Source organism: Paenarthrobacter sp. AB444 (assembly GCF_028736865.1).
Classification (GTDB): Bacteria; Actinomycetota; Actinomycetes; order Actinomycetales; family Micrococcaceae; genus Arthrobacter; species Arthrobacter nicotinovorans_B.
Genome location: NZ_JAQZBY010000001.1, coordinates 446,337 through 466,282, shown reverse-complemented (window position 1 = coordinate 466,282; position 19,946 = coordinate 446,337). Strand labels below are relative to the sequence as shown.

General features: G+C 58.9%; 13 protein-coding genes. 5 read left to right on the top strand and 8 right to left on the bottom strand.

What is annotated here, in order from left to right; all coding sequences use genetic code 11:
- Window positions 1–110: 110 nt before the first annotated feature.
- Both PQ627_RS02125 and PQ627_RS02120 read right to left on the bottom strand, forming a co-directional pair.
- Window positions 111–2,123 carry a hypothetical protein gene (locus PQ627_RS02125; RefSeq protein WP_274258163.1) on the bottom strand — a complete coding sequence of 671 codons (2,013 nt, stop codon included), beginning with the start codon at window positions 2,121–2,123 and terminating at the stop codon, window positions 111–113.
- A 106-nt stretch (window positions 2,124–2,229) separates the two neighbouring features.
- Window positions 2,230–3,684: an MFS transporter gene (locus tag PQ627_RS02120; protein WP_274258162.1), complete on the bottom strand. Its 1,455-nt coding sequence runs from the start codon at window positions 3,682–3,684 to the stop codon at window positions 2,230–2,232.
- A gap of 158 nt (window positions 3,685–3,842) precedes the next feature.
- On the opposite strand from PQ627_RS02120, the gene PQ627_RS02115 reads away from it, so the two are divergent.
- Window positions 3,843–4,496, top strand: coding sequence for a TetR/AcrR family transcriptional regulator (locus tag PQ627_RS02115; RefSeq protein WP_274258161.1), 654 nt, complete (start codon window positions 3,843–3,845; stop codon window positions 4,494–4,496).
- 150 nt (window positions 4,497–4,646) lie between these two features.
- Here PQ627_RS02115 and PQ627_RS02110 read toward each other — a convergent pair whose 3' ends face one another.
- From PQ627_RS02110 to PQ627_RS02090, 6 genes are all read right to left on the bottom strand, one after another.
- The gene (locus PQ627_RS02110; protein WP_274258160.1) at window positions 4,647–6,227 is read right to left on the bottom strand and encodes a DUF5597 domain-containing protein; all 1,581 of its coding nucleotides are present in this window, start codon (window positions 6,225–6,227) and stop codon (window positions 4,647–4,649) included.
- 267 nt (window positions 6,228–6,494) lie between these two features.
- Entirely contained in the window at window positions 6,495–6,914 is a 420-nt protein-coding gene (locus PQ627_RS19990) for a DNA-directed RNA polymerase subunit alpha C-terminal domain-containing protein (RefSeq protein WP_443192735.1), read from the bottom strand.
- A 188-nt stretch (window positions 6,915–7,102) separates the two neighbouring features.
- Window positions 7,103–7,915 carry an HpcH/HpaI aldolase family protein gene (locus PQ627_RS02105; protein ID WP_274258159.1) on the bottom strand — a complete coding sequence of 271 codons (813 nt, stop codon included), beginning with the start codon at window positions 7,913–7,915 and terminating at the stop codon, window positions 7,103–7,105.
- Between the two features lie 33 nt (window positions 7,916–7,948).
- Window positions 7,949–8,515: an Lrp/AsnC family transcriptional regulator gene (locus tag PQ627_RS02100; protein WP_274258158.1), complete on the bottom strand. Its 567-nt coding sequence runs from the start codon at window positions 8,513–8,515 to the stop codon at window positions 7,949–7,951.
- Between the two features lie 145 nt (window positions 8,516–8,660).
- Window positions 8,661–9,836, bottom strand: a complete 1,176-nt coding sequence (locus PQ627_RS02095) for a fumarylacetoacetate hydrolase family protein (RefSeq protein WP_274258157.1) — start codon at window positions 9,834–9,836, stop codon at window positions 8,661–8,663.
- The gene (locus PQ627_RS02090; protein WP_274258156.1) at window positions 9,833–11,302 is read right to left on the bottom strand and encodes an aldehyde dehydrogenase (NADP(+)); all 1,470 of its coding nucleotides are present in this window, start codon (window positions 11,300–11,302) and stop codon (window positions 9,833–9,835) included. The genes PQ627_RS02095 and PQ627_RS02090 overlap by 4 nt, the downstream gene beginning before the upstream one ends.
- 343 nt (window positions 11,303–11,645) lie before the next feature.
- On the opposite strand from PQ627_RS02090, the gene PQ627_RS02085 reads away from it, so the two are divergent.
- The 4 genes from PQ627_RS02085 to PQ627_RS02070 all read left to right on the top strand — a co-directional run bounded on the left by PQ627_RS02085 (window position 11,646) and on the right by PQ627_RS02070 (window position 19,636).
- The gene (locus tag PQ627_RS02085) at window positions 11,646–12,851 is read left to right on the top strand and encodes a pyridoxal phosphate-dependent aminotransferase (protein ID WP_274258155.1); all 1,206 of its coding nucleotides are present in this window, start codon (window positions 11,646–11,648) and stop codon (window positions 12,849–12,851) included.
- Window positions 12,852–12,912: 61 nt separating this feature from the next.
- Complete coding sequence (locus PQ627_RS02080; RefSeq protein ID WP_274258154.1) at window positions 12,913–14,502, top strand: amino acid permease; 1,590 nt, start codon at window positions 12,913–12,915, stop codon at window positions 14,500–14,502.
- Window positions 14,503–15,445: 943 nt separating this feature from the next.
- Window positions 15,446–18,286 carry an alpha-L-rhamnosidase gene (locus PQ627_RS02075; RefSeq protein ID WP_274258153.1) on the top strand — a complete coding sequence of 947 codons (2,841 nt, stop codon included), beginning with the start codon at window positions 15,446–15,448 and terminating at the stop codon, window positions 18,284–18,286.
- Between the two features lie 306 nt (window positions 18,287–18,592).
- Window positions 18,593–19,636, top strand: a complete 1,044-nt coding sequence (locus PQ627_RS02070) for a LacI family DNA-binding transcriptional regulator (protein ID WP_274258152.1) — start codon at window positions 18,593–18,595, stop codon at window positions 19,634–19,636.
- Window positions 19,637–19,946 lie beyond the last annotated feature (310 nt).

Below are 19,946 nucleotides of genomic sequence, written 5' to 3'. Positions count from 1 at the left end.
AGTGAGCGAAAGAAGGGCGACCATGTCTGGGCGCCCTTCTTCGTGTTTTCAGCAAGATTCCAGAGTGAATCCCGCGGTGATGGATGCAGGAAACTGTCTGCCGTTCGCCCCTATTCCTTGACGGTCACGCGGGCTCGAACGATGTTCAGTACCCGACAGTTGGGTGAGTCAGCGTAGCTTTCTGGTTGGGCCGCAATACGAGCGGCGAGGAAGTAGGTTCCTGGAGCGGCGTAGGTCCGCTCAAGGCCAACAGTCACGTGCAGGCCAGGCTCTATTGGCAAAGCTTCCTGAAGCACTCCGTCTTCTACCGGAACGACTTCGACGATGCAACTCCCGGTAGGTGCGGTCGCCTCAAGTGTGAAGCTGACGGATTCGCCGACCCGGGCCTCGACACTCGGAACCCCATCTGCCAGGAGAACGGCCACGGGCTGGATCCCACCGCGATCCTCGACACGCGCAGGTACGGCCACTTGTCCGTCGGCAATTTCGTACACACTGTTCGGCGATGGCTCAATGCCGCGCTCAACCCATGCCGCCAATTGCACCAGCGCAAGCTCGAGCGCCCCAAGGTAGCTGACTGTGCGATCGGCGAACTCTTGTTCTGCAGCGTCCCCGTGCACCGCATTGTCTATGTACCAGATCCGGAAACGGTTTTCGGCGTCATCGCCCAGGTGATTTTCCACTCGGCGCCGAAGCCAGTCGGCCTGCCATGGAAATGCCTCACGGTCCAACAGCGCGGCGACGGTGATGACTTTCCCGCTGACGTTGCCCGTTGGAACAGTTCCGGCGGCCCCTTTAGCGAAGAGGGGACCGACGAGCATCGGACGCTGCGGATACAGCGGTTCCCCCGACTCGCTCTTGAACTGGTCCCAGACTGTGTACTCACTGTCAGGCACTTGGTGTCGGTGATAAGTCTGCGCCGCCAGAAAGTTGGAGTTATCGATAAGAACCTGATCGCCAACCTCGAGCTTCGCGATAATTTCCGCCTGATTAGGTTCGACTTCTGCGATGCGGCCAGTGACCTGGGCGAGCCGGATTGTGGCACCCGCATGATCGCCACTGGTCACTGTCAACTGTGCGCCAAGGAACCACCCCTGAGCATCATCTGCAAACCTGAGGGCTGTAACGGAGTGAGCAGTGCCACCGAGAGCCAGGAACGACTCATCGACGCCGCCTCCGTTTTGGACCTCACCCTTATTTGCCGATGTGGAGAGCAGTTCTTCGATGGTTGTCTTTAGCTGCAGTCGATCCCTGTGAACTGAGGAGCGAGGGTCCGCACCCAGATATCCATCGATTGTCCAGAAATCGTTGGCATACGTTGGATCGGCGGCCATAACTCCTGGGTAAAGGACGCTGAATCCGTGCATTCCCATCGTTTTCCAGCCGAACCAAGAACGCGGCGGAAACCCCATCCGCGTGACTTCTTGAAGGGCTGCAGACTGCTCTTCTGTCAGGCGCAGACTTGATGGATCGCCGCCCACGTCGTAGGCGTCTACAATCTCGGGAAAGACATCGCGGAGGATCCGATGCGCATGCATGCGGACGCTAAAGACATTGGGGATGGACATGGGGCTGCCTGGAACGAAGGGCACGAAGCCATCCCACACGCCCTCTGTATTTTCGGAGGCACCCAAGGTACGGTAGGCCCCTCCGCTCCCGCCGAAAAGATATCCGTAGGGACGGTGGTCACCATAGAGAGCGGCAGCCACCAAGCGTGAGAACTTTGCTGCTGCTGCATTTGCGCGGTAGGCGCCGATGAGGGGGTCGAGGCCCGAAAAAGGATTAGCGGCGTTCGGGCCCCCGCCGTTTGTTTCAATGAAGTAGGCACCCGTCCCCAGGAAGAATGCCAAGTCATAGCCGGCTTCCCCTTCCTGTGTGGCCAGATTTTCACTTTGAGGCACAGGAGTCACGTGCTGGTAGAAGCGGCCTTCATAGGCCGTCTCCTCCGGAAGGTAAAATGAGAATCGAGTGTCAGTCCCCGTAAAGCCGCCATGTACATAGTGGTGCGGCACCGGCGATTCATGCCATTCTGACTGGTCAATGAATGGCGCCCCGAAGTAATCGTCGGCAGGGTCTGCATGCCATTGCATTGAGGTGAGGTCAACGTCTACTCGTGTTGCCACGGAGTCTCCTTGATGTTGGAGTCGATCGACTCAGAATTTATTTAAGGGTTTTACGTACTCGAGGCGGGCGTGGTTAGCCGGTCGCCCAGATGTCTAGGCTGTCGAATTACCTGATGCCCTTCAGCGGCAACAGGACTACCGCTGCTAGGCCAACCAGCACGAAGGCGGCTACCCATATACCCGCATAGCCGCCTGAGATCGAGACGATCAGACCAGCCAGGATCGGTCCAACTGCCTGGCCGAGGTTTGATCCGAGGCCTGCGACGCCGAGGTCCCGCCCGGCAGCACTTTGGTCCGGCAGAACGTCGATGAAGAGTGCTTGGTCGACGGGGAGGTAAATGCCGAAGGCAAAGCCGCCGACGATGGCCTGAACGAACAGTCCGGGGACAGTAGGCATTAGCAGCGGGATCAGCATGGAGAGGGCCATGAGGGCTGAGGCTACGATGACAAAGATCTTCCGCTTGCCCGTTTTATCAGAGAGCCGACCGGCAACGAAAATTGCCAGGATTGTGACCGGTATGCCGGCAAGCATCAGAAGTGGGGCTGTCTGGGTCGCTTCAGCTTGACTGAGAGCGGGCTTTACAAAGCTCTGCAGCATGTAGAGGCTGAGTGCCGTAGACACCGTGTAGCCAAAGGTCAGCAGGATGCGAGCGACCCAAACCCACCGGAACTTTGGCGACTTAAGGGCTATGGTGAAACCGACCAAAAAGTCTTTCCAGTTGATCTTCTCAACGTGCAGTTCCTTGGATGATCCATCGCGTGCGGCAAGCACGAAAATGATCCCGACAAGTGTGACGATCATGGAGACGACGAAGTAGAGGTCGAGGCCCATGGTTGCAAAGAACGCACCTGCGCCAAGCCCACCTACCAGGCCACCGAAGAAGTTCCCAAAGCCCCCCAAAGCGGAGGCAGTGCCCCGGCGATGCTCGGGCATGCGGTCAGCCACAGTAGTTGCAAGTGGACCCAGGGCGACGTTGAGGGCAGCCTGAGCAAGCATGAAGAGCACTGCAAGTACGGCAATCGAAGGAGCAAAGCGGACCAAGGACAGCAAGGCGGAACCTATCACCGTCCCAAATAGGATCCAAGGGGCCCTGCGGCCCCAACGGCTCCGTGTTCGATCAGCGAGGACGCCGATGACAGGCTGGAGGAGCATGGTCAGCACAACGCCGACGGATGTGATGACCGAGAGGGATTGCGCGCGAGCTGCGTTGAAGTCCGCAAGAAGAGCGAGCTGTCGAGCCTGCTCCGCCGACGGGCTCACAAGACCGTCAACGACCTGCTGTTGCAGCAGAGCGAGCTGCTGCAAGTCCAACGTTGCGTCCGCGCCCGTGAACCAGGTGCCAAACTCCAACATTTGAACGTGATTCGGCAAGACGATGTTGAGTATTGCGCCCCACACCATGGTGGTTGCCGCCGTGAGGATGGTGTACCACGTCAGGTAACGCCGTGAACGCTTGCCCCTCACCAGCAGCGGGGACATACCCGGCGCCAAGGGATCGAGAACGACCTCGCGGAGTGAAGATTCAGATTTTTTCGGCGTCGTCGCCGTAGTGCCAGTCATGCCAAAGTCCCATCGACAGTGATGATGGCCGACGCTGTGAAACCAGTCACTTGATCGGCTAGTTGAAAACAGCATGACATGCGGATTTGGTTCTTGCAAGTGAAACCGCATGCTATGCGATTTTGAGCAGTCGAGGCTGGCACCGTAAAATCGCAGTTATGGCAGCACGGGGCCCGTACCGAAAGGGCATTGAGAAGCGCGCAGAAATCTTGAATACGGCTCTGGAGGTGATCAATCGGAACGGCTACTCCAATGCAACAGTCAAGGAACTGGCCGATGCGGTGGGGCTGAGCCAGAACGGTTTGCTGCATTACTTTGGGTCCAAGGACAACTTGTTCATGGAGATCCTGAGGCACCGCGACGAGCTGCTAGCGGCGACAATCAACCATGAGCCGCAGGAACTACAGCGCTCGTTCACGGAGCGAGTCGTGGAAGCTGCTGGCGCCTCTGCCAGTTCCCCTGGCCTTCTTGAACTAACGCTCAGGTTGAGTGCCGATGCCACAGAGCCAGATCACCCAGCGCATTCCTTTTTCGGCGCCAGGTACGAATCCATTCGAGAGGTTATTGGGGCCACGCTTCAGTTGCTCAAGGAATCTGACCGCCTGCCAGAGGACACCGACGTCGATCTAGCCGCCGCGCTGATCCAGGCCGCCACTGAGGGGCTATTGGTGCAATGGTTCTACGACAAGTCAATGGATGTGGACGCGCATCTGCGATATCTCCTTCGTTCGATCGGGATACCGGAAGACATCGCCGGCGCCATTGCTGCGGCTGCCAGGCGGACGGAGCAAGGAGCTACAAATATCGCCTGACCGGGCCACTTGACTCGTCAGTCCAACCGTCCAAATTGCGGTGCCTTCACGCCACATTCCCTGTAATGGCGCCTCCGGAACGAAGATAGCTGTTCGGTATGCCAACCGGGGGAGCAGCCGTTGAAGGCTGCCCCCGGAAGCATATTCGCGTCAGTATTTGTACAACCTGACACGCATGACACCTGACGACTTCGACCATATTGGGATCGGCAGTGGGGACCCCGCTTCTCCATGCAAACTGCTGAATCGGACCGCCTGTCCGGCACCGCTTTCATCGCCATTGCGCCAGCTGATGACTTCGTCCGATTCATCCAGCTCCGCCACGTCCAGAATTCCAGCGTTGGCCCCATCATTCGCACGAAATCCTGCGGTGAAACCCCTGCCAATCACCACGAAGCAGTTCGGAACTTCTTGAATTATCAGACCGTACCCCGGCTCCTGGGACCGGCCTCCGAACGGCGCGTGAGCGGTTACTGATACCTGGTAGTCGTCAAAGTTAAGGGTGGTGGCCTCTTCGGTATCCAGAAGCATGAATCCGCCCGTTTGTCGGCGCTCTTTGTCATGACCGTAAAGAAACTGTCCTGCGCGTCCCAGGAGTTGGTAACCATCGATCAGGATTCGGCCCTCGTCGGTATCAGTGTCTAAAGAGTCCACACCGAATGGCGAAACACCGAGTGCGCGGAATTGACCGATGGCGCAGAACATCTGAGCCACACCCGTCACGTCTCGCCGCATTTCGGGAATGAAGAGACCTGATGATGCCGTCCCGTAGCCTGCGCAGATCTCGTCGAAGTTTCCGAAGTAAACATCTGGACACAAGAGGCTCAAGCTGGGCGCACAGGCTCGCCAGATGTTCGTCACCCGCAAAACTGGTCCGCCGCTCGGGTATTCCCCCGGGCGCTGTCCGCCTGCCAACGCAGAATCGGAAGCCCCTTCTTCTTGGGGGTGCGGCAGCGGGGCATCGAGCCACGCATTAACGAAATAGGGTACCGGGAGGTGTCGCCTGCCAGCTTCTGCCAAACGCTGAACATACTGTGCGTATGCCCCAGCCATGAAGGCCTCTTCGGCTGCATCGTTCTCGCCAAAGAGCTGAGGCCAGGTACCCGAATCCAGATGGCCGTGCTTCTGCCATTCCCTGCGGAGAGGGCTGTCAGGGAAGTCTTCAAGAGAGCGCACAACTGCGTCGGGTACGACAGAGTGCCAGCGCTCTTCGGCGAGTGCGCTTCGGTCTCTACCGTCGCCAAGCAACCCAACTTCATTCTCGATCTGCACCATAATCACAGCGCCGTCCTTATCCTCGACGCTGATGTGTTCTGCCAGGGCGGCAAAAGCCATCTCGTCGGCCTGGGAAGCGGCATCGCTAAAAGGGGAAAGGACTTCCAAGGGTCCCTGCAGCGTGCTGCAGCGGGGGAATCGGGTCGTATCCCGTTTGACCCATTCAGGGGCGTAGCTGGACTGTCCGTTTTTCCAGGAGCCGAACCAGAGGATGATGAGTTTGAGTCCCCGCTTGCGGGCTTCGGCGATCATGGTGGAGGTCAACGTGAAATCGAACCGGCCTTCGACAGGCTCCATCTGGGCCCAGGAGACGGGTGCCAAAACGGTGTTCGCACCTACCGCATTGACCGTTTCGAAAGCTGTCTTAATCAAAGCCGCGGTGCTGGAGCTTGAATTGTGCAGTTCTGCTCCGAGTACAGTGAATGGCTGATCGTCGATGTGGAGGGAACCGTCCACGATTTGGATCCTTGGGCGCATGCGATTGCTTTCTTTTTGATTGATTACCAGCTCAGGGGCGGCTGGGATCCGGACGACGCGACGAGAGCGACGGATTCGCCTCGGCCGGCTTCCTCGAATTCAGCGATCATGGATGCTCATGAACATCAAGATAGGCAATTGTTAGCGCTAACAAGGTTAAAAGTCAAGGCTGGCTGTTCTTGGTGGTGACAGGTTCCAGATGATACGTCAGCAGACCGGGCTGCATGAGGACCGGACGGCGGACCATTAGTTGGTTAAATCCTCCGAGTTGGTCCAGGTGTTGTGGTTTCTGATGTGCCTGGCGTTCGTCAGTGGCGTGAAGGACTGCGGGCGGCCAGCGGCTGGCTCTAAGGACAGGCTTAGACCTTGAGTGGCAAGAGAGGACTCGATTGTGTCCAGGGATTTGTCCCCAAGTCCTATGACCTCTCGGCGCAGCTCACTACGAGACCACGTAATCAGCACACCGATGTTGAGGATTCCGTGGCGGGCAAGTGAATGCAACGCGCGGGAGGGGAGTTGGAGGTGCGAGATGGGGCGCGATCTGGCGAGCTCAGACGAGCGGAGCGCCTGAGAGAAGGGTGCCTCGTCGGTAACTGGATTCACGGTATGCCTATGCACGCGTTGTGGGCCGGTTGCTGTGCTCACCCATTCGGCGGTCCAGGCCATGATCCACTCTTGGTGAGCGAAGGAGTTTGTAGGCGGACTTAGTTCGAAGAACCCCATCGAGCCATGGCAGCTAGGGCCTCAGGGACTGAGGTTCTTTGGACCATCCGCTGGCCGCGTTCGCGGAATCGGACCGAGCAGCCGGTCAGTGCTTGTTGCGAGGGCACTGACCGGCGCACGGTCCGTCCGGACTAGTACGTCGGGGTCAAGCTCGTGGCCTGTTCGTCCTCCGTCATGGCCCGAGCGGAGGATGCTCCACTGGCGAGCCATGCTACGTCCGAATGAAGGGAGATAAAGCTGACTCCCAGGTTCCTGTAATGCCTGACTTCCTCGGGGCTCACAGCAAAAATGCCAGTGGCCTTGCCCGCAACTTCGGCGGCTTTGATTGTGGTGATGATGGCGTGCTGCACGTCCTGATGGCGGGCATCGCCGAAGTGACCCAGGCTGGCAGCCAAGTCTGCAGGTCCGATGAAGAGGCAGTCGACGCCGTCGACACGGGCAATTTCCTCGACATTGTCCACGGCCTCGGCGGATTCAATTTGGACAATGGTGCATGCTCGATCATTGGCACTTGCTACCAGGGCGGGGTTCATCCCATATCCTGCTGCGCGGACGATTCCGGCTACGCCACGGGATCCGGCCTGGTGTCCGACCGGGTAGCGCATCGACTGGGCGGCCAAGCGCGCTTCGGCCGCGGTCATGATGTTCGGAAAGAGGATGTTGGACGCGCCAGCGTCCATTGCCCGTTTGACGTAGGACGGGTCGTTGGCGGTAACCCTGACGACAGGGCTTACGTTTATTCCGCGGGCGGCTGCGGACTCGATGGCACGAATCTGCTGGGTCACCGATATTTCGTTGCTGGGCCCATGTTCCATGTCTATGACGAGCCATTCGAAGCCGCAGTGAGCAAGGACTTCGGCGACCGCCGTCGAGTCCAGGGTCAGCCAACATCCCAGGGTCGGCGAGTTGTTGAGTAGACTGGCTTTTAGGGGATTTTCCTGCACAAGGTGTCCTTCATGGCAATTGAGTGGAGCAGCCTAGGTCTGAGCCCTCAGCTGTTCCAGCAGTTTTACGGTCAGTGGCCGCTGCTTCGTGGCAGCCAGACAAAGCAAGGTTTCCGTGCGCTGCACGGTGGGGATGGGCCAGATTCGCTCCAGGAGGAGTTCACTGAGGTGTCGGTGATCGCGGACCCTCAGCTGAGCCAGTAGGTCGTAGGCTCCGGAAACGACGCTGACATACTCAACCTCCGGCAGGGCCGTCAAAGCCTGGACGATTTCACCGATATCTGTTCCCGTAACGGCAACGACCGGCATATGAACGACGACGGGATAGCCTAGCCGTGCCCAGTCCAGTGAAACGGTGTACTGCTTAATGACGCCAAGGCGCTCCAGCCTTGCCAAGCGTTCACCCACAGCCGACGGAGACATCTCGACGGCCCTGCCAAGTTGTCGTTGTGAGGCCCGCGAATCGTTGGCAAGCAGAGACAGGAGTGAAAGATCAATGTCGTCAACGTCGACCTCATCGGGCATCTCTTCCAAGGCGCCGCCCGGGGCTATTGCTTTTCCGTGTGGCGCACTTACTGCTCGCTGCTTGGACTCGGACATTGCTCTCCCTCATCTGGTGCGTTGTAGATTCTTGAATGAGCCTAGTACGCCTGTCTTCTTCTCCTCACGTTTTCCGATCAAATGAATTTTCACACGACTGAATTGCTTGACGCTTGGAATATGTCGAGTTTCCTCCGCACCTGTCTCAGTGCTGGGAAGCGGCTCTGTTCTGGGCAGTCAGGTAGCGAAACAGTTCACCGACGCCGAAAGTCCAGCGCGGCAGTTCCTCAGCTGCGGCGACGGTGTTCACGAGGGTACCGAGGTGCGGGCTGTGGATACTGACAACATCGCCTCGTTTGTGCGTGAAGCCTTGTCCGGCATCGTCACGGTCTGTCGTCGGCGCGAAAAGGGTGCCAGTGTAGAGAGCGAAGCCATCAGGGTACTGGTGGTGATCGCCGCTGGTAGCAGCGACCAGTTCTTCGAAGGGGCGACTGATCCTGGCCAGGCTGTTCCGACCCTCAAGGGTGAATCCGTCTTTACCGGCCACGTGCAGCAGGATCTCTTCAGACCTCAGGGTTTCGAGGCTGAAATTGTCGTCGAAAAGACGAATGAACGGTCCCAGTGAGCTGGAGGCGTTGTTGTCTTTGGCCTTTCCCAAAAGCAAGGCACTGCGTCCCTCCACGTCGCGAAGGTTCACGTCATTTCCGAGTGTGGCTCCGACAATTTGGTTTGCCGAGTTAACGATGAGGACAAGTTCCGGTTCAGGATTGTTCCACAAGGATGACCTGGCAACTCCGATTCCAGCACCAATGCCGACCGAGGACATCACCGGAGCCTTGGTAAAGACTTCCGGATCCGGACCGATGCCCACTTCCAGGTATTGAGACCACAAGCCCTGTTCCTGAAGAACGGCCTTGGCCCTTGCCGCTTCCGGGGATCCCGGCCGGACAGAAGCGATGTTGTCACCGAGCGCATCACTGACGAGATCTCGGGCTTGGGCCGCCAATGCAGGATCCCCGCCTGTGCGCTCCTCGATGACGCGCTCGATCATGCTGTCTACGAACGTCACACCGCATGCCTTGATTACCTGCAGGTCAACTGGGGCCAGAAGGTGGGGCTCCGCCGTATCCTGCGCGAGAGAGGCCTGGATGATGTCATCGAGCTCCCAACGAGGAACCAGGAGCGCTTCCAAAATGTCTTCTCGAAGGCTGTTGCGCTCCAGGAGCTCGGAGACGGTTCCGCAAAGTTCACTGAGGTCGTACACGCCATCGCCTTGAACGGCCACGACCCGGGGGCCGGATGTCAGCGGATCCCACACCCTTCCGATCAGCAGTGCCTCCCCGGCATCGGCAGGAACTACGGGGTAAACGATTTCAGTCACTGGGAGGTTTCACTTTCGTAGGGGCGTACCCAAACGCCGTTGATTCGTTGCGGTACATTCCATGGGTTGTCGGATCGCACTGGTTCGGGCAGGAACTCCTGCGGGAGACCCTGATATGCCACGGGTCGCAGAAACCGACGAACTGCTGCAGTCCCGACCGAGGTGGTGGTCGAGGTTGTAGCCGGGTAGGGGCCGCCGTGGTGTTGGGCGAAGCTGACGGTCACTCCGGTCGGCCAGGAGTTCCAAATTACGCGTCCGCTGATGTCCGCGAGTCGCGTGAGGATGGGGGACAGGTCCTCGCCGGGTTCAGCATGAACGGTCGTCGTGAGCTGTCCTTCGAGCGCCTGGATAACATCCAAAAGCTCGGTCTGCCCGGTGTATTCCACGATCACACTCGCTGGGCCAAACATCTCTTCCGTCAAAACGCCCGGGTCGGTCAGAGCCTCTGCAGCCGTCGTGTGCAGAAGCGTCGGTTTCGGCTTGTCGGTAAAGTCGCCCTCGACTAGGACGTCCACGGCAGCTGAGCTTCGGACCCTCTTGACAGCGTTGACGTAGCCGGCTTGGAGATTGTCGCTGAGCATGCGGCCCGGGGTTACGCCGGCCACCGCATCAGACAACGTCCGCCGAACTTCCTCCGTGTCACCGGAAGGAATGAGCAGAAGCCCGGGTTTAGTGCAAAATTGGCCCATCCCCAAAGTGAAGGAATCAACATAGCCATGCAGGGTCTCTTCCCGCCGCTCTTTCCATGTGCCTTCTGAAACTACGACGGCGTTGATACCCCCTAGCTCGCCGAAGAAGGGTATAGGCTCCGGGCGGCGGTTGGCCCTGTCAAACAGGGCTCGTCCGCCGGCGGTTGAACCAGTAAATCCAATGGCCTTCACCAGCGGGTGGTCGATCAGAGCTCCGGCCGCTTCACGGCCGCTGACCAGAGCAAAAAGCCCAGTCGGTGCGCCGGCAGCTGCTAATGCTGTCGTGACGATTTCACCCGTCAGCGTGGCAAGGCTGAGGTGGGCATCGTGGGCCTTGTGCACCACCGCACATCCTGCCGCCAGGGCCGAGGCGCTGTCCCCTCCGATGACGCTGAATGCAAACGGAAAATTCGAAGCGCCAAATACTCCAACCACACCCAAAGGGACGTTCAGCCGGCGCAGGTCGGGACGTGGTCCCATGCCCCAATTGGCATCCGCCTCGTCAATGGTTGCGTCGAAGTGCTCGCCCTTCAGGATCTCATCCGCGAAGAGTCTCAGCTGAAAGATCGTACGCTTCAACTCCCCAGCCAGCCGGCCTGCAGGCAGGTGCGTCTCAAGAGCTGCGGCCTGGATCAGGGGCTCCTCCTGGTCGCCGAGTGCCACCGCGATGGCTTCCAACCATCCAGCGCGGGTCGATGGAGCGGCAGACCGTGCAGCTTCGAAGGCACGGTTTGCACGCTGCACATGTGACGTCAGTTCGTCGATCGTGGTGTTCATGCAGATTCCTTGGGTTTGATGCGGGACCAATAGATGAACAGTTGCGTACCTAAGCAACCCGTCGCGGCGGGTTACACCGTAGTTCCGGACCGTTCGGGCTAGGCGACCAATCGACTCCAGGGAGCTCAGGTAACAAACCGTGAGTATTTTGGCTGTCCATCTCTATGACATCAGACAGTACATTTGAATGGCATCGGTTGGCAACAGTGATTCATTTGTCACGTTGTTCGCCATTAATACTTGACGTTCGAGGCTGACAGGCGGCATAGTGTTGCCCGAATCACTTTCTAGTCTCGATCCAGGCCGATCGAGAGAACATCCGTCCTTCCGAAGAGGTTTCTCCGTGTTTGACCAAGCCATCGTCCATGAACTCGATCTGCGAGCCCGCGAAGGTGTGCGGAATCTGAGATCGTCCAAGATCCGCGATGTCGCCAACGCCGGAATGGGCAAGCCCGGAGTGCTCCCGTTCTGGTTCGGCGAGCCGGACGTTGCCACGCCCCAGGCCATTCGGGACGTTGCCATTGCTGAACTCCACGCCGGAAACGTGTTCTACACGCAAGGTCTGGGCGTACCCACGCTCCGAGAAGCCTTGGCCGGGTACGCTCGTCGCCTCCATGGCCGGGGCGACGCTGAGCAGATTGCCGTCACAAGCTCAGGTACCTCTGCGCTCATGACGGCAATGCAGGCCTTGGTCACAGTGGGGGACCGGGTCGTGGCAGTCACGCCGCTGTGGCCCAATGTCGTGGAGATGCCCAAGGTCTACGGTGCATACGTGGAATCCGTCTCACTCGATTTCAGTGCCAGCGGCTGGTACCTGGACGTTGATAAGCTGCTTGCCGCACTGACTCCTGACACCAAGGTGCTCGTCATTAACTCGCCGAACAACCCAACAAGTTGGGTCATTTCTCGCGAAGACCAGCAGAAAATTCTGGAACACTGCCGAAAACTGGGGATCTGGATCATCTCTGACGAGGTCTACGAGCGCTACTACTTCGACGGGCCCGCGGCACCGTCATTCCTCGACATCTCCCACGAATCCGATCGCGTCATCACTACTAACTCCTTCTCGAAGACGTGGCTCATGACTGGATGGCGTATTGGTTGGTTGCTAGCACCTCGCCAGATGATGCCCGAGATATCTAAACTCATCGAGTTCTCAACGACCTGCGTCCCGGGCTTCGTCCAGGCGGCGGCACTGTTCGCACTTGAAAACGGAGAACCCATGATCGCCGACACGGTCGCCCGGCTCAAAGCTTCCCGCGACCACCTGGCTGCCGCCCTTGGCAGCGTTCCGCAGGTTCAGCTGGCCGCCCCGGCACGAGGAGCAATGTACAGCTTCTTCCGCGTTGAGGGAGTAAGGGACAGCCTTCAGTTCTGCAAAGACCTGATCAGTTCCGTGGGGCTGGGACTAGCGCCCGGTATCGCATTCGGTCAAGAAGGTGAGGGCTACCTGCGGTGGTGCTTCGCAAGCGACAGTTCGCGCATCGACGATGGCGTGTCGCGACTGATCAGGCACTTTGAGCTCTCAAAACCCTCCAACAACCACTGACCGGGTACACCCGGAGTGGTCGTACCACTATGTTCCGTCACCACCTCCCTAAGGATGAATCATGTCCAATATCCCCCCAGACAGACGCGGGCCTGCTTCCGCGCAGCCACCAGTTAGCGATGACCCTGCCGACATCCTGCAGAATTCACGAGCACGGTTGGGCGATGAAGCTCTCGCCGTCCAGGACTTCGCCAGTGAAGACTCCGGTTACCGGAAGGTCCTCAAGCCTCGCCAGATCCAGATGATTGCGATGGGGGGTGCTATCGGCACGGGGCTGTTCATGGGAGCCGGGGCAAGGCTGCACAACTCCGGTCCGGCGTTGCTCCTCGTTTATGCAGTCTGTGGCGTCTTCGCCTTCTTCATACTCCGTGCGCTCGGGGAGCTTGTGCTGCATCGCCCTTCTTCCGGGTCTTTTGTTTCCTATGCCCGGGAGTTCTACGGGGAAAAGATGGCGTTTGCTGCCGGATGGTTGTACTTCCTTAACTGGGCGATGACCTCCATCGTGGACGTTACTGCTGTTGCCCTCTATTTGAAGTTCTGGGCACCCTACTTTGCGCCTCTCGAACAAGCTCCCCAGTGGCTTCTGGCGTTGGTTGCCCTTGTTATTGTCCTGACACTCAACCTCCTCTCGGTCAAGCTCTTCGGCGAAATGGAATTCTGGTTCGCCTTGATTAAAGTCGTTGCCCTGGTCGCCTTCCTGATTATCGGCGTTCTGTTCATCGTGTTCGGCGGGCAGACAACTTCGGGAGCGACGGGGCTCTCGGTCATCGTTGACAACGGCGGCGTCTTCCCGATGGGGGCGGTTGCACCAATTCTGGCCATTAGCGGTGTTGTCTTTGCCTACGCCGCAATAGAACTGATCGGCACGGCTGCCGGCGAAACCGCAGACCCGCATAAGGTGATGCCCAAAGCCGTCAACACTGTTGTTTTCCGGATCGCAATCTTCTACGTCGGCTCTGTCTTGCTGCTGTCCATGCTCTTGCCTTTCAGCGCATACAAAGCTGGAGAATCCCCCTTCGTTACCTTCTTCGCCCACATTGGGTCCGAGAATGCCGGTGCAACGGCTGCATCTGTCATGAACTTCGTTGTCCTTACGGCGGCACTGTCTGCTTTGAATGCTGGCCTCTACTCCACTGGACGGATTCTCCGCTCGATGGCGGTCAATGGCTCGGCACCAAAATTCACAGCAAAGATGAGCAAGAATGGCGTACCCTACGGAGGCATCTTGCTCACCTCAGTGATCACGCTCCTTGGCGTGGGACTCAATGCCGCGTTCCCCTCCAAGGCGTTTGAGATTGTCCTCGAGATCTCCGCGCTCGGCATCATTGGAGGCTGGGCAACAATCATGCTTTGCCAAATCAGGCTCCAAAAGTGGTCTAAGGAAGGTAAAGTCCAACGGCCTGCCTTCCGGCTCATGGGTGCGCCGTTCACCTCCTACCTGACCCTTGCCTTCCTCGCCTTCGTTCTGGTTTCCATGGGATTTTCAGAGACTGGGCGTTGGGTCCTTGCATCGACGGTTCTGCTTGTTCCATTGCTGGTTCTCGGCTGGTACTGCGCCCGCAAGGGAATTTTCAAAGCAGCACAGGAGCGCCAAGGCCTCACAGGACCCTTCCCCGTTGTTGTAGGGGTACGAGGAACCGACGACGAATAGCAAATCCCTTGGACAGTTCAGGACTCGGGCTTTCCCTGTGAGCGTCGAGATGCTGTCCGCACTCAGCAGGCAGCCGACCTGGTTGCCGCCGACTACGAAAGAAAGAAAATGAAACGCCGCCAGCCCAAGACCACCTCCGCCCGGCAGGTCGAACCACGGAAAACATTAACGGGCGAACACTGTCCCGCCACCGGGTGGTGGGAGGCCGACGGAAGTGGAAACGAACCCAGATACATTGTCAGGGGATCAATGATGCCCTCAATCCAAAATGCGCCTGTGCAATGGCAGAGGATCAGTTACTCCGCCGCCGAAGCACGGCAAAACTACAGCGGCGCTGCAGTTCGATGGTGACAGCCGCAGGAGCAACGCTACATGCTGAAGCTAGCGGGGGCGAAGGAGGCGCCGAATGTGATGATGGGTGCTTTTACTGCCAAGGGCCCGAAACCGATTGACAGCGCATCACTGACAGAGCCCGGCACAGGCGCAAGTACCCAGCTTCGGAACAAACCCAGAAGGCACCGCACCCGGATCTCAGGTGTTATGTAACAGATCCGACGGTTGGCGACCGCACACAGGGGAAGCGACGGCGGATAATTCCGCCGTTGCTTCTGCTTTACCCGTCGGTGTATGGCTAGATCACCGCGAACTGAGCGCCGACGCAACGGCTCACAGCTGTCGATCTGCCCAGGCGCACCCTTTTCTCCGGAATCTGCACTTGCGTGGCTACTCTGCATCACTTAGCCTACTTGTAGAACGTTCTCCAAAGGTGTTGCGCAGCCAATACGGTCTCTCGGCCCGCTGCGTCCTCAAGGAGGCGGTTTCTGCCCAAGAGACAAAGAACGAACAGCGGCGAATTCCGCGTTCAGCACTCGCGACACGTCCTGGGCTCTATCTCTGCAGCCCCGATACTTTCCGGCGTTCATCGCCGATTCTGGAGAAGTTAATGACTACGACAGCAGTGCCCAGCGCACCCCGCTTCGAACACTTCGCGCCCACCTCGCGTCTTCTGGGCGTGGGGACAGGCGCGCCGCGCCTAAGCTGGTCGTTAGCTGACGCTGAAGCTTCATTTGCGCAGCGCTCCACGGAAGTGGAGGTCACAACCAGCAACGGTGTTATGGTGTACCGGCTGACGGGTCAGGACCAGATACTGATCGACTGGCCCGCACCTGCCCTTGGATCCAGGGAAGCGGCGTCCGTCCGGCTCCGTGTCTCGGACGGCCAGAGCTGGGGCCCCTGGGGGGCCACGTCCTCCTTCGAAGTGGGATTGTTAGACGCGTCGGACTGGTCGGCGGAGTTCATTAGTCCTGTCGGCATCGCGGGCCTCGATGAGCCGGCGCCCATCGTAGAGCGGTCATTTCAACTCAGCGCGCCGGTCCGGTCAGCGCGCCTGTACGCGACGGCGCACGGCATTTACCGGCCCGTGATCAACGGTTCCCGCCTTGATGACTCCGTTCTCGCGCCAGGATGGACGTCTTATGACGACCGTCTGCGCTACTTCACTTATGATGTCACCGAGTTCCTGCAAGCAGGAGATAACACCTTCAGCACACTACTCGGTAACGGCTGGTACCGCGGGTATCTGGGGTACATGAACGAGCAGGCCCTGTACGGCGACAGACTCGCACTCTGCGCGCAACTCGAGATCACCACGGTCGACGGGGAGACCCATTGCATCGCAACAGATGCGTCGTGGACAGCGTTCGAGAGCCAGATCGTCTCCGATGACCTCTACAACGGGCAGACCACGGACTTCCGTCGGAGTTCTGAGACATCAAAGCGTGTGGCTGTCGAGGTTGTACCGGCTGCAACCGCGGCCCTGGTCGCGCCCTCCGCCGCTCCCGTCCGCCCGACGGGCCAGAACCCGGCAGCTACGATCTGGACTTCTCCGAGTGGTCGCACGCTCGTCGACTTCGGTCAAAATGCCGTTGGATGGGTACGCTTGCGGGTCAGTGGTTTGAAGCGTGGTTCTGAGATCGTTGTGCGCCACGCCGAGGTCCTGGAAGGCGGAGAACTCGGCACCCGTCCGCTTCGTTCCGCCCGCGCTACGGACACCTACATCATGGCAGGCGAAGACGAAGCAATCCTTGAACCCGAACTCACCTTGCACGGTTTCCGGTACGCCGAGATCACCGGTGTTGCCGAGCTAAAGGCCGGGGACATCACGCAAGTAGTGGTGGGTACAGACCTCCGCCGGACGGGATGGTTCCAGTCCTCAAACGCTCTGCTCAACCAGTTACACGAGAACGTCATCTGGAGTACACGAGGAAACTTCATAGATATCCCGACTGACTGCCCCCAGCGAAACGAACGTTTGGGCTGGACCGGCGATCTCCAGATTTTTGCACCTACCGCCCAGTTTCTCTACGATGTCTCGGGCCTGGTGACATCCTGGTTGGCGGACCTGGCATTCGAGCAGTACGAGCACGGTGGCATTCCGCACGTCATCCCCAACGTCAACAGGACCAACGTCCAAGACCCAGAGGCCGCGGCGTGGGGAGATGCCGCGACGATCGTTCCTTGGACGCTATATCAGCGAACTGCAGATGTTGGCATTCTCCGCCGTCAAATGCCAAGTATGCGTGCGTGGGTTGACCGTATAGCTTCACTGGCAGGTCCGAGCCTGCTCTGGAACAGTGGATTCCAGTTTGGTGATTGGTTGGATCCGAACGCATCGCCTCACGATCCCGCGGATGCGAAGGCAGCTGCAGAGGTCGTGGCGACGGCCCACTTCGCACGTTCTGCGTGGATAGTGTCGCAGACGGCGGAGGTCATTGGCGACACCGAATTGGCAGAACACTACCGCGATCTAGCGCATCGTGTACGTCAAGCGTTCGCCGCCGCGTACGTCACCCCGTCAGGGCGTGTTGTATCTGAAGCCCAAACCACCTACGCCCTCGCCCTCGAGTGGAACCTTCTGCCGAGCGCCAGTCAGCGCGCCGTTGCTGCTCAGCGCCTCGCCGACATGGTTAGAATCGGTGGATTCAGAATTGCGACCGGGTTTGTGGGAACGCCTCTCATCTGCGACGCGCTAATCAATAACGGCTACGCCGGCCTTGCATACCGCTTGTTGCTTCAAACAGATTGCCCCTCGTGGCTCTACCCAGTGACTATGGGGGCAACCACGATTTGGGAGCGCTGGGACAGCATGCTCCCGGACGGTTCCATCAACCCTGGCGAAATGACGTCGTTCAACCATTACGCCTTGGGCGCAGTTGCCGACACACTGCACAGGACCGTCGCTGGCCTCGCCCCCGCCGCCCCCGGCTACCGTCGTGTCCGCGTGGCGCCCCTGCCGCCCAGAGCACTTTCCCACGCTTCCGCCCGCCACGTCAGCCCTTTCGGCGAGATTTCTGTGGCGTGGGAAAGGGCCGATGGAAAGTTCCATCTGACGACCTCGATTCCTGCGGGAGTACAGGCGGATGTCGAGATTCCGGGTTCCACGGAGGCGGTACTGGTGAGCCATGGCGTCCACACCTGGACAGTTGACGACCCCCACGCAAAAACGCAATGTGACCTCACGAACGCGACCATCAGGGACCTCATTGACCACGAGGATGTTTGGAATAGATTGCTTTCCGCGATGACGCTTGCCGGTCTCACGCCCCGCGGGGAGTCCCAAGCCTTGCGAATCGCGAGCAAATACCTAGACCGGCCAGCTACCGACTTCACTTTCATCATCGCCACACATATGGAGGGCGGCCGAGGATTTGCGGCACGAGAACATCCCATACACGCGCAAGCGGTCCGGATCCTCAGGACTGTGGGACCGGGACATGCCGACTAAAGCGAACGACGAAGGCTCTGCTGCGCGTCATGATGAGCACTAGGACAGCCTCGGCTCTGCTTCCAACTCAGGGAAGCGTGAGTCTTGAATGACGTCGAAACGGAAACTAGAAGCGTTCCTCGCGCCACGCGGCGATGTCAATGATCCTTAAGAATAGTTGAGAGGGTTGCCCCTTAGCCACACGTTTCCGTGCCCGGTGGCACGTCCAAGTCGTTGTAAGCGTTGAGGCCAGGCGCTGCCCCTTACCAGGCATCGTCGTTGGATAGCATTCTGCTTGTTCGGGGATTATTCATAAGGAGGTAGTTGATGGAGGGCACGAACAGGCCGGCTAAGGCTAGGCGGAAGCGCGTCACAATCGTGGACGTCGCGAAGCACGCCGGTGTGTCCACCGCAGCCGCTTCGAAGGTGCTGCGCAATGCTTACGGCGCCAGCGAGTCCATGCGCCAACGCGTTCAAGCGTCTATGGACGAGCTCGGCTACCGACCTTCCCGACCGGCACGAGGCATGAGAGGGCGGACTTTCACCCTCGGAATGATGGTGTCCGACATTGACAACCCGTTCTTCAGCATCTTGGCCCGAGGCATTTCCAGTGTGATCCGGCCGAACAGCTACGAGCTCATGATCACACCGGCGGGTTATGAAACTGGGTCTCAAGCTGACGCTGTTGATGCTCTCATCGACCACCAGATGGACGGGCTCATCTTGGTTGCACCAATCCTCAGCGAGGAGCATCTCGAACGAGTGGCTCGCGAAATCCCGCTAGCGATCGTCGGTCTGCACAGCCAAAGTCCGTCCCTGGACTCTGTGTCGGCCGACGACTCACTAGGATCCGAGCTTGTCGTTGATTATCTAGTGGGGCTCGGGCACCGTCGAATTGGCTTTGTAGCGCGTGACCGGGACGATCCGGACTCAAGCCGGCCGGAGATGGTCCGGCTCGCTGGCTTCCTCGATGCGATGGACCGCCGGCACCTGCTCGATGAAGCTGTAGTTGTTGAGGGGCCGTGGAGTCAGGAAGGGGGCAAAGAGGCGGTTCGACTAATAGACGCACAAGACCGGCCTCCGACAGCAGTATTCGCGGGCGCTGACATAGTCGCGCTCGGGATGATCAGCGAACTTTGGAACCAAGGACGCACGGTTCCTGACACTTACTCACTCGTCGGATTCGATAATTCAAATGCCTCATCGTTTGGCCCAATTGACCTGACCACCGTCGACCAGTCGGGCCTCGAAATGGGTCAACAAGTAGCTCGGCTCCTTCTGGAACGCATCGGTGGGCGCACTAGCGCAGTTCACACTCTCATGCACCCCGAACTGATTCCTCGGTCGACAACCGCTTCTCCCCGCAATTAGAACGATTCCCCCAGGCCACGCGATTTTTTGCAGAGACGTCCGTACGGTTCATTCAGGCGATCAGCCGCACCGAAGCACTTGAGGATCCAAGGGCCGGAAATTCCCGCGGCTACGTCTACTTCCATGCGGTACTTTCCTTCCTGACCACCGTGCCAACCGGCGCCATCAGCGTAAGTGCCTTGAGATTTAGGTACCCGTTGGACCGATTGGTTCAGACGGTTCCGACCCTGACTGACCGTGTCCGAGCCGCGTTGGCGGACTAACGGGGCGAGGCTCGGATGAGGTCCTAAGGGGTGAATCACCCAACTTT

Bases quoted from the DNA above. Each gene is read 5' to 3' on its own strand.
- PQ627_RS02075 (WP_274258153.1), top strand. From the start codon at position 15,446: ATGACTACGACAGCAGTGCCCAGCGCACCCCGCTTCGAACACTTCGCG.
- PQ627_RS02120 (WP_274258162.1), bottom strand. From the start codon at position 3,684: ATGACTGGCACTACGGCGACGACGCCGAAAAAATCTGAATCTTCACTC.
- PQ627_RS02090 (WP_274258156.1), bottom strand. From the start codon at position 11,302: ATGAACACCACGATCGACGAACTGACGTCACATGTGCAGCGTGCAAAC.
- PQ627_RS02100 (WP_274258158.1), bottom strand. From the start codon at position 8,515: ATGTCCGAGTCCAAGCAGCGAGCAGTAAGTGCGCCACACGGAAAAGCA.
- PQ627_RS19990 (WP_443192735.1), bottom strand. From the start codon at position 6,914: ATGGCCTGGACCGCCGAATGGGTGAGCACAGCAACCGGCCCACAACGC.
- PQ627_RS02115 (WP_274258161.1), top strand. From the start codon at position 3,843: ATGGCAGCACGGGGCCCGTACCGAAAGGGCATTGAGAAGCGCGCAGAA.
- PQ627_RS02080 (WP_274258154.1), top strand. From the start codon at position 12,913: ATGTCCAATATCCCCCCAGACAGACGCGGGCCTGCTTCCGCGCAGCCA.
- PQ627_RS02070 (WP_274258152.1), top strand. From the start codon at position 18,593: ATGGAGGGCACGAACAGGCCGGCTAAGGCTAGGCGGAAGCGCGTCACA.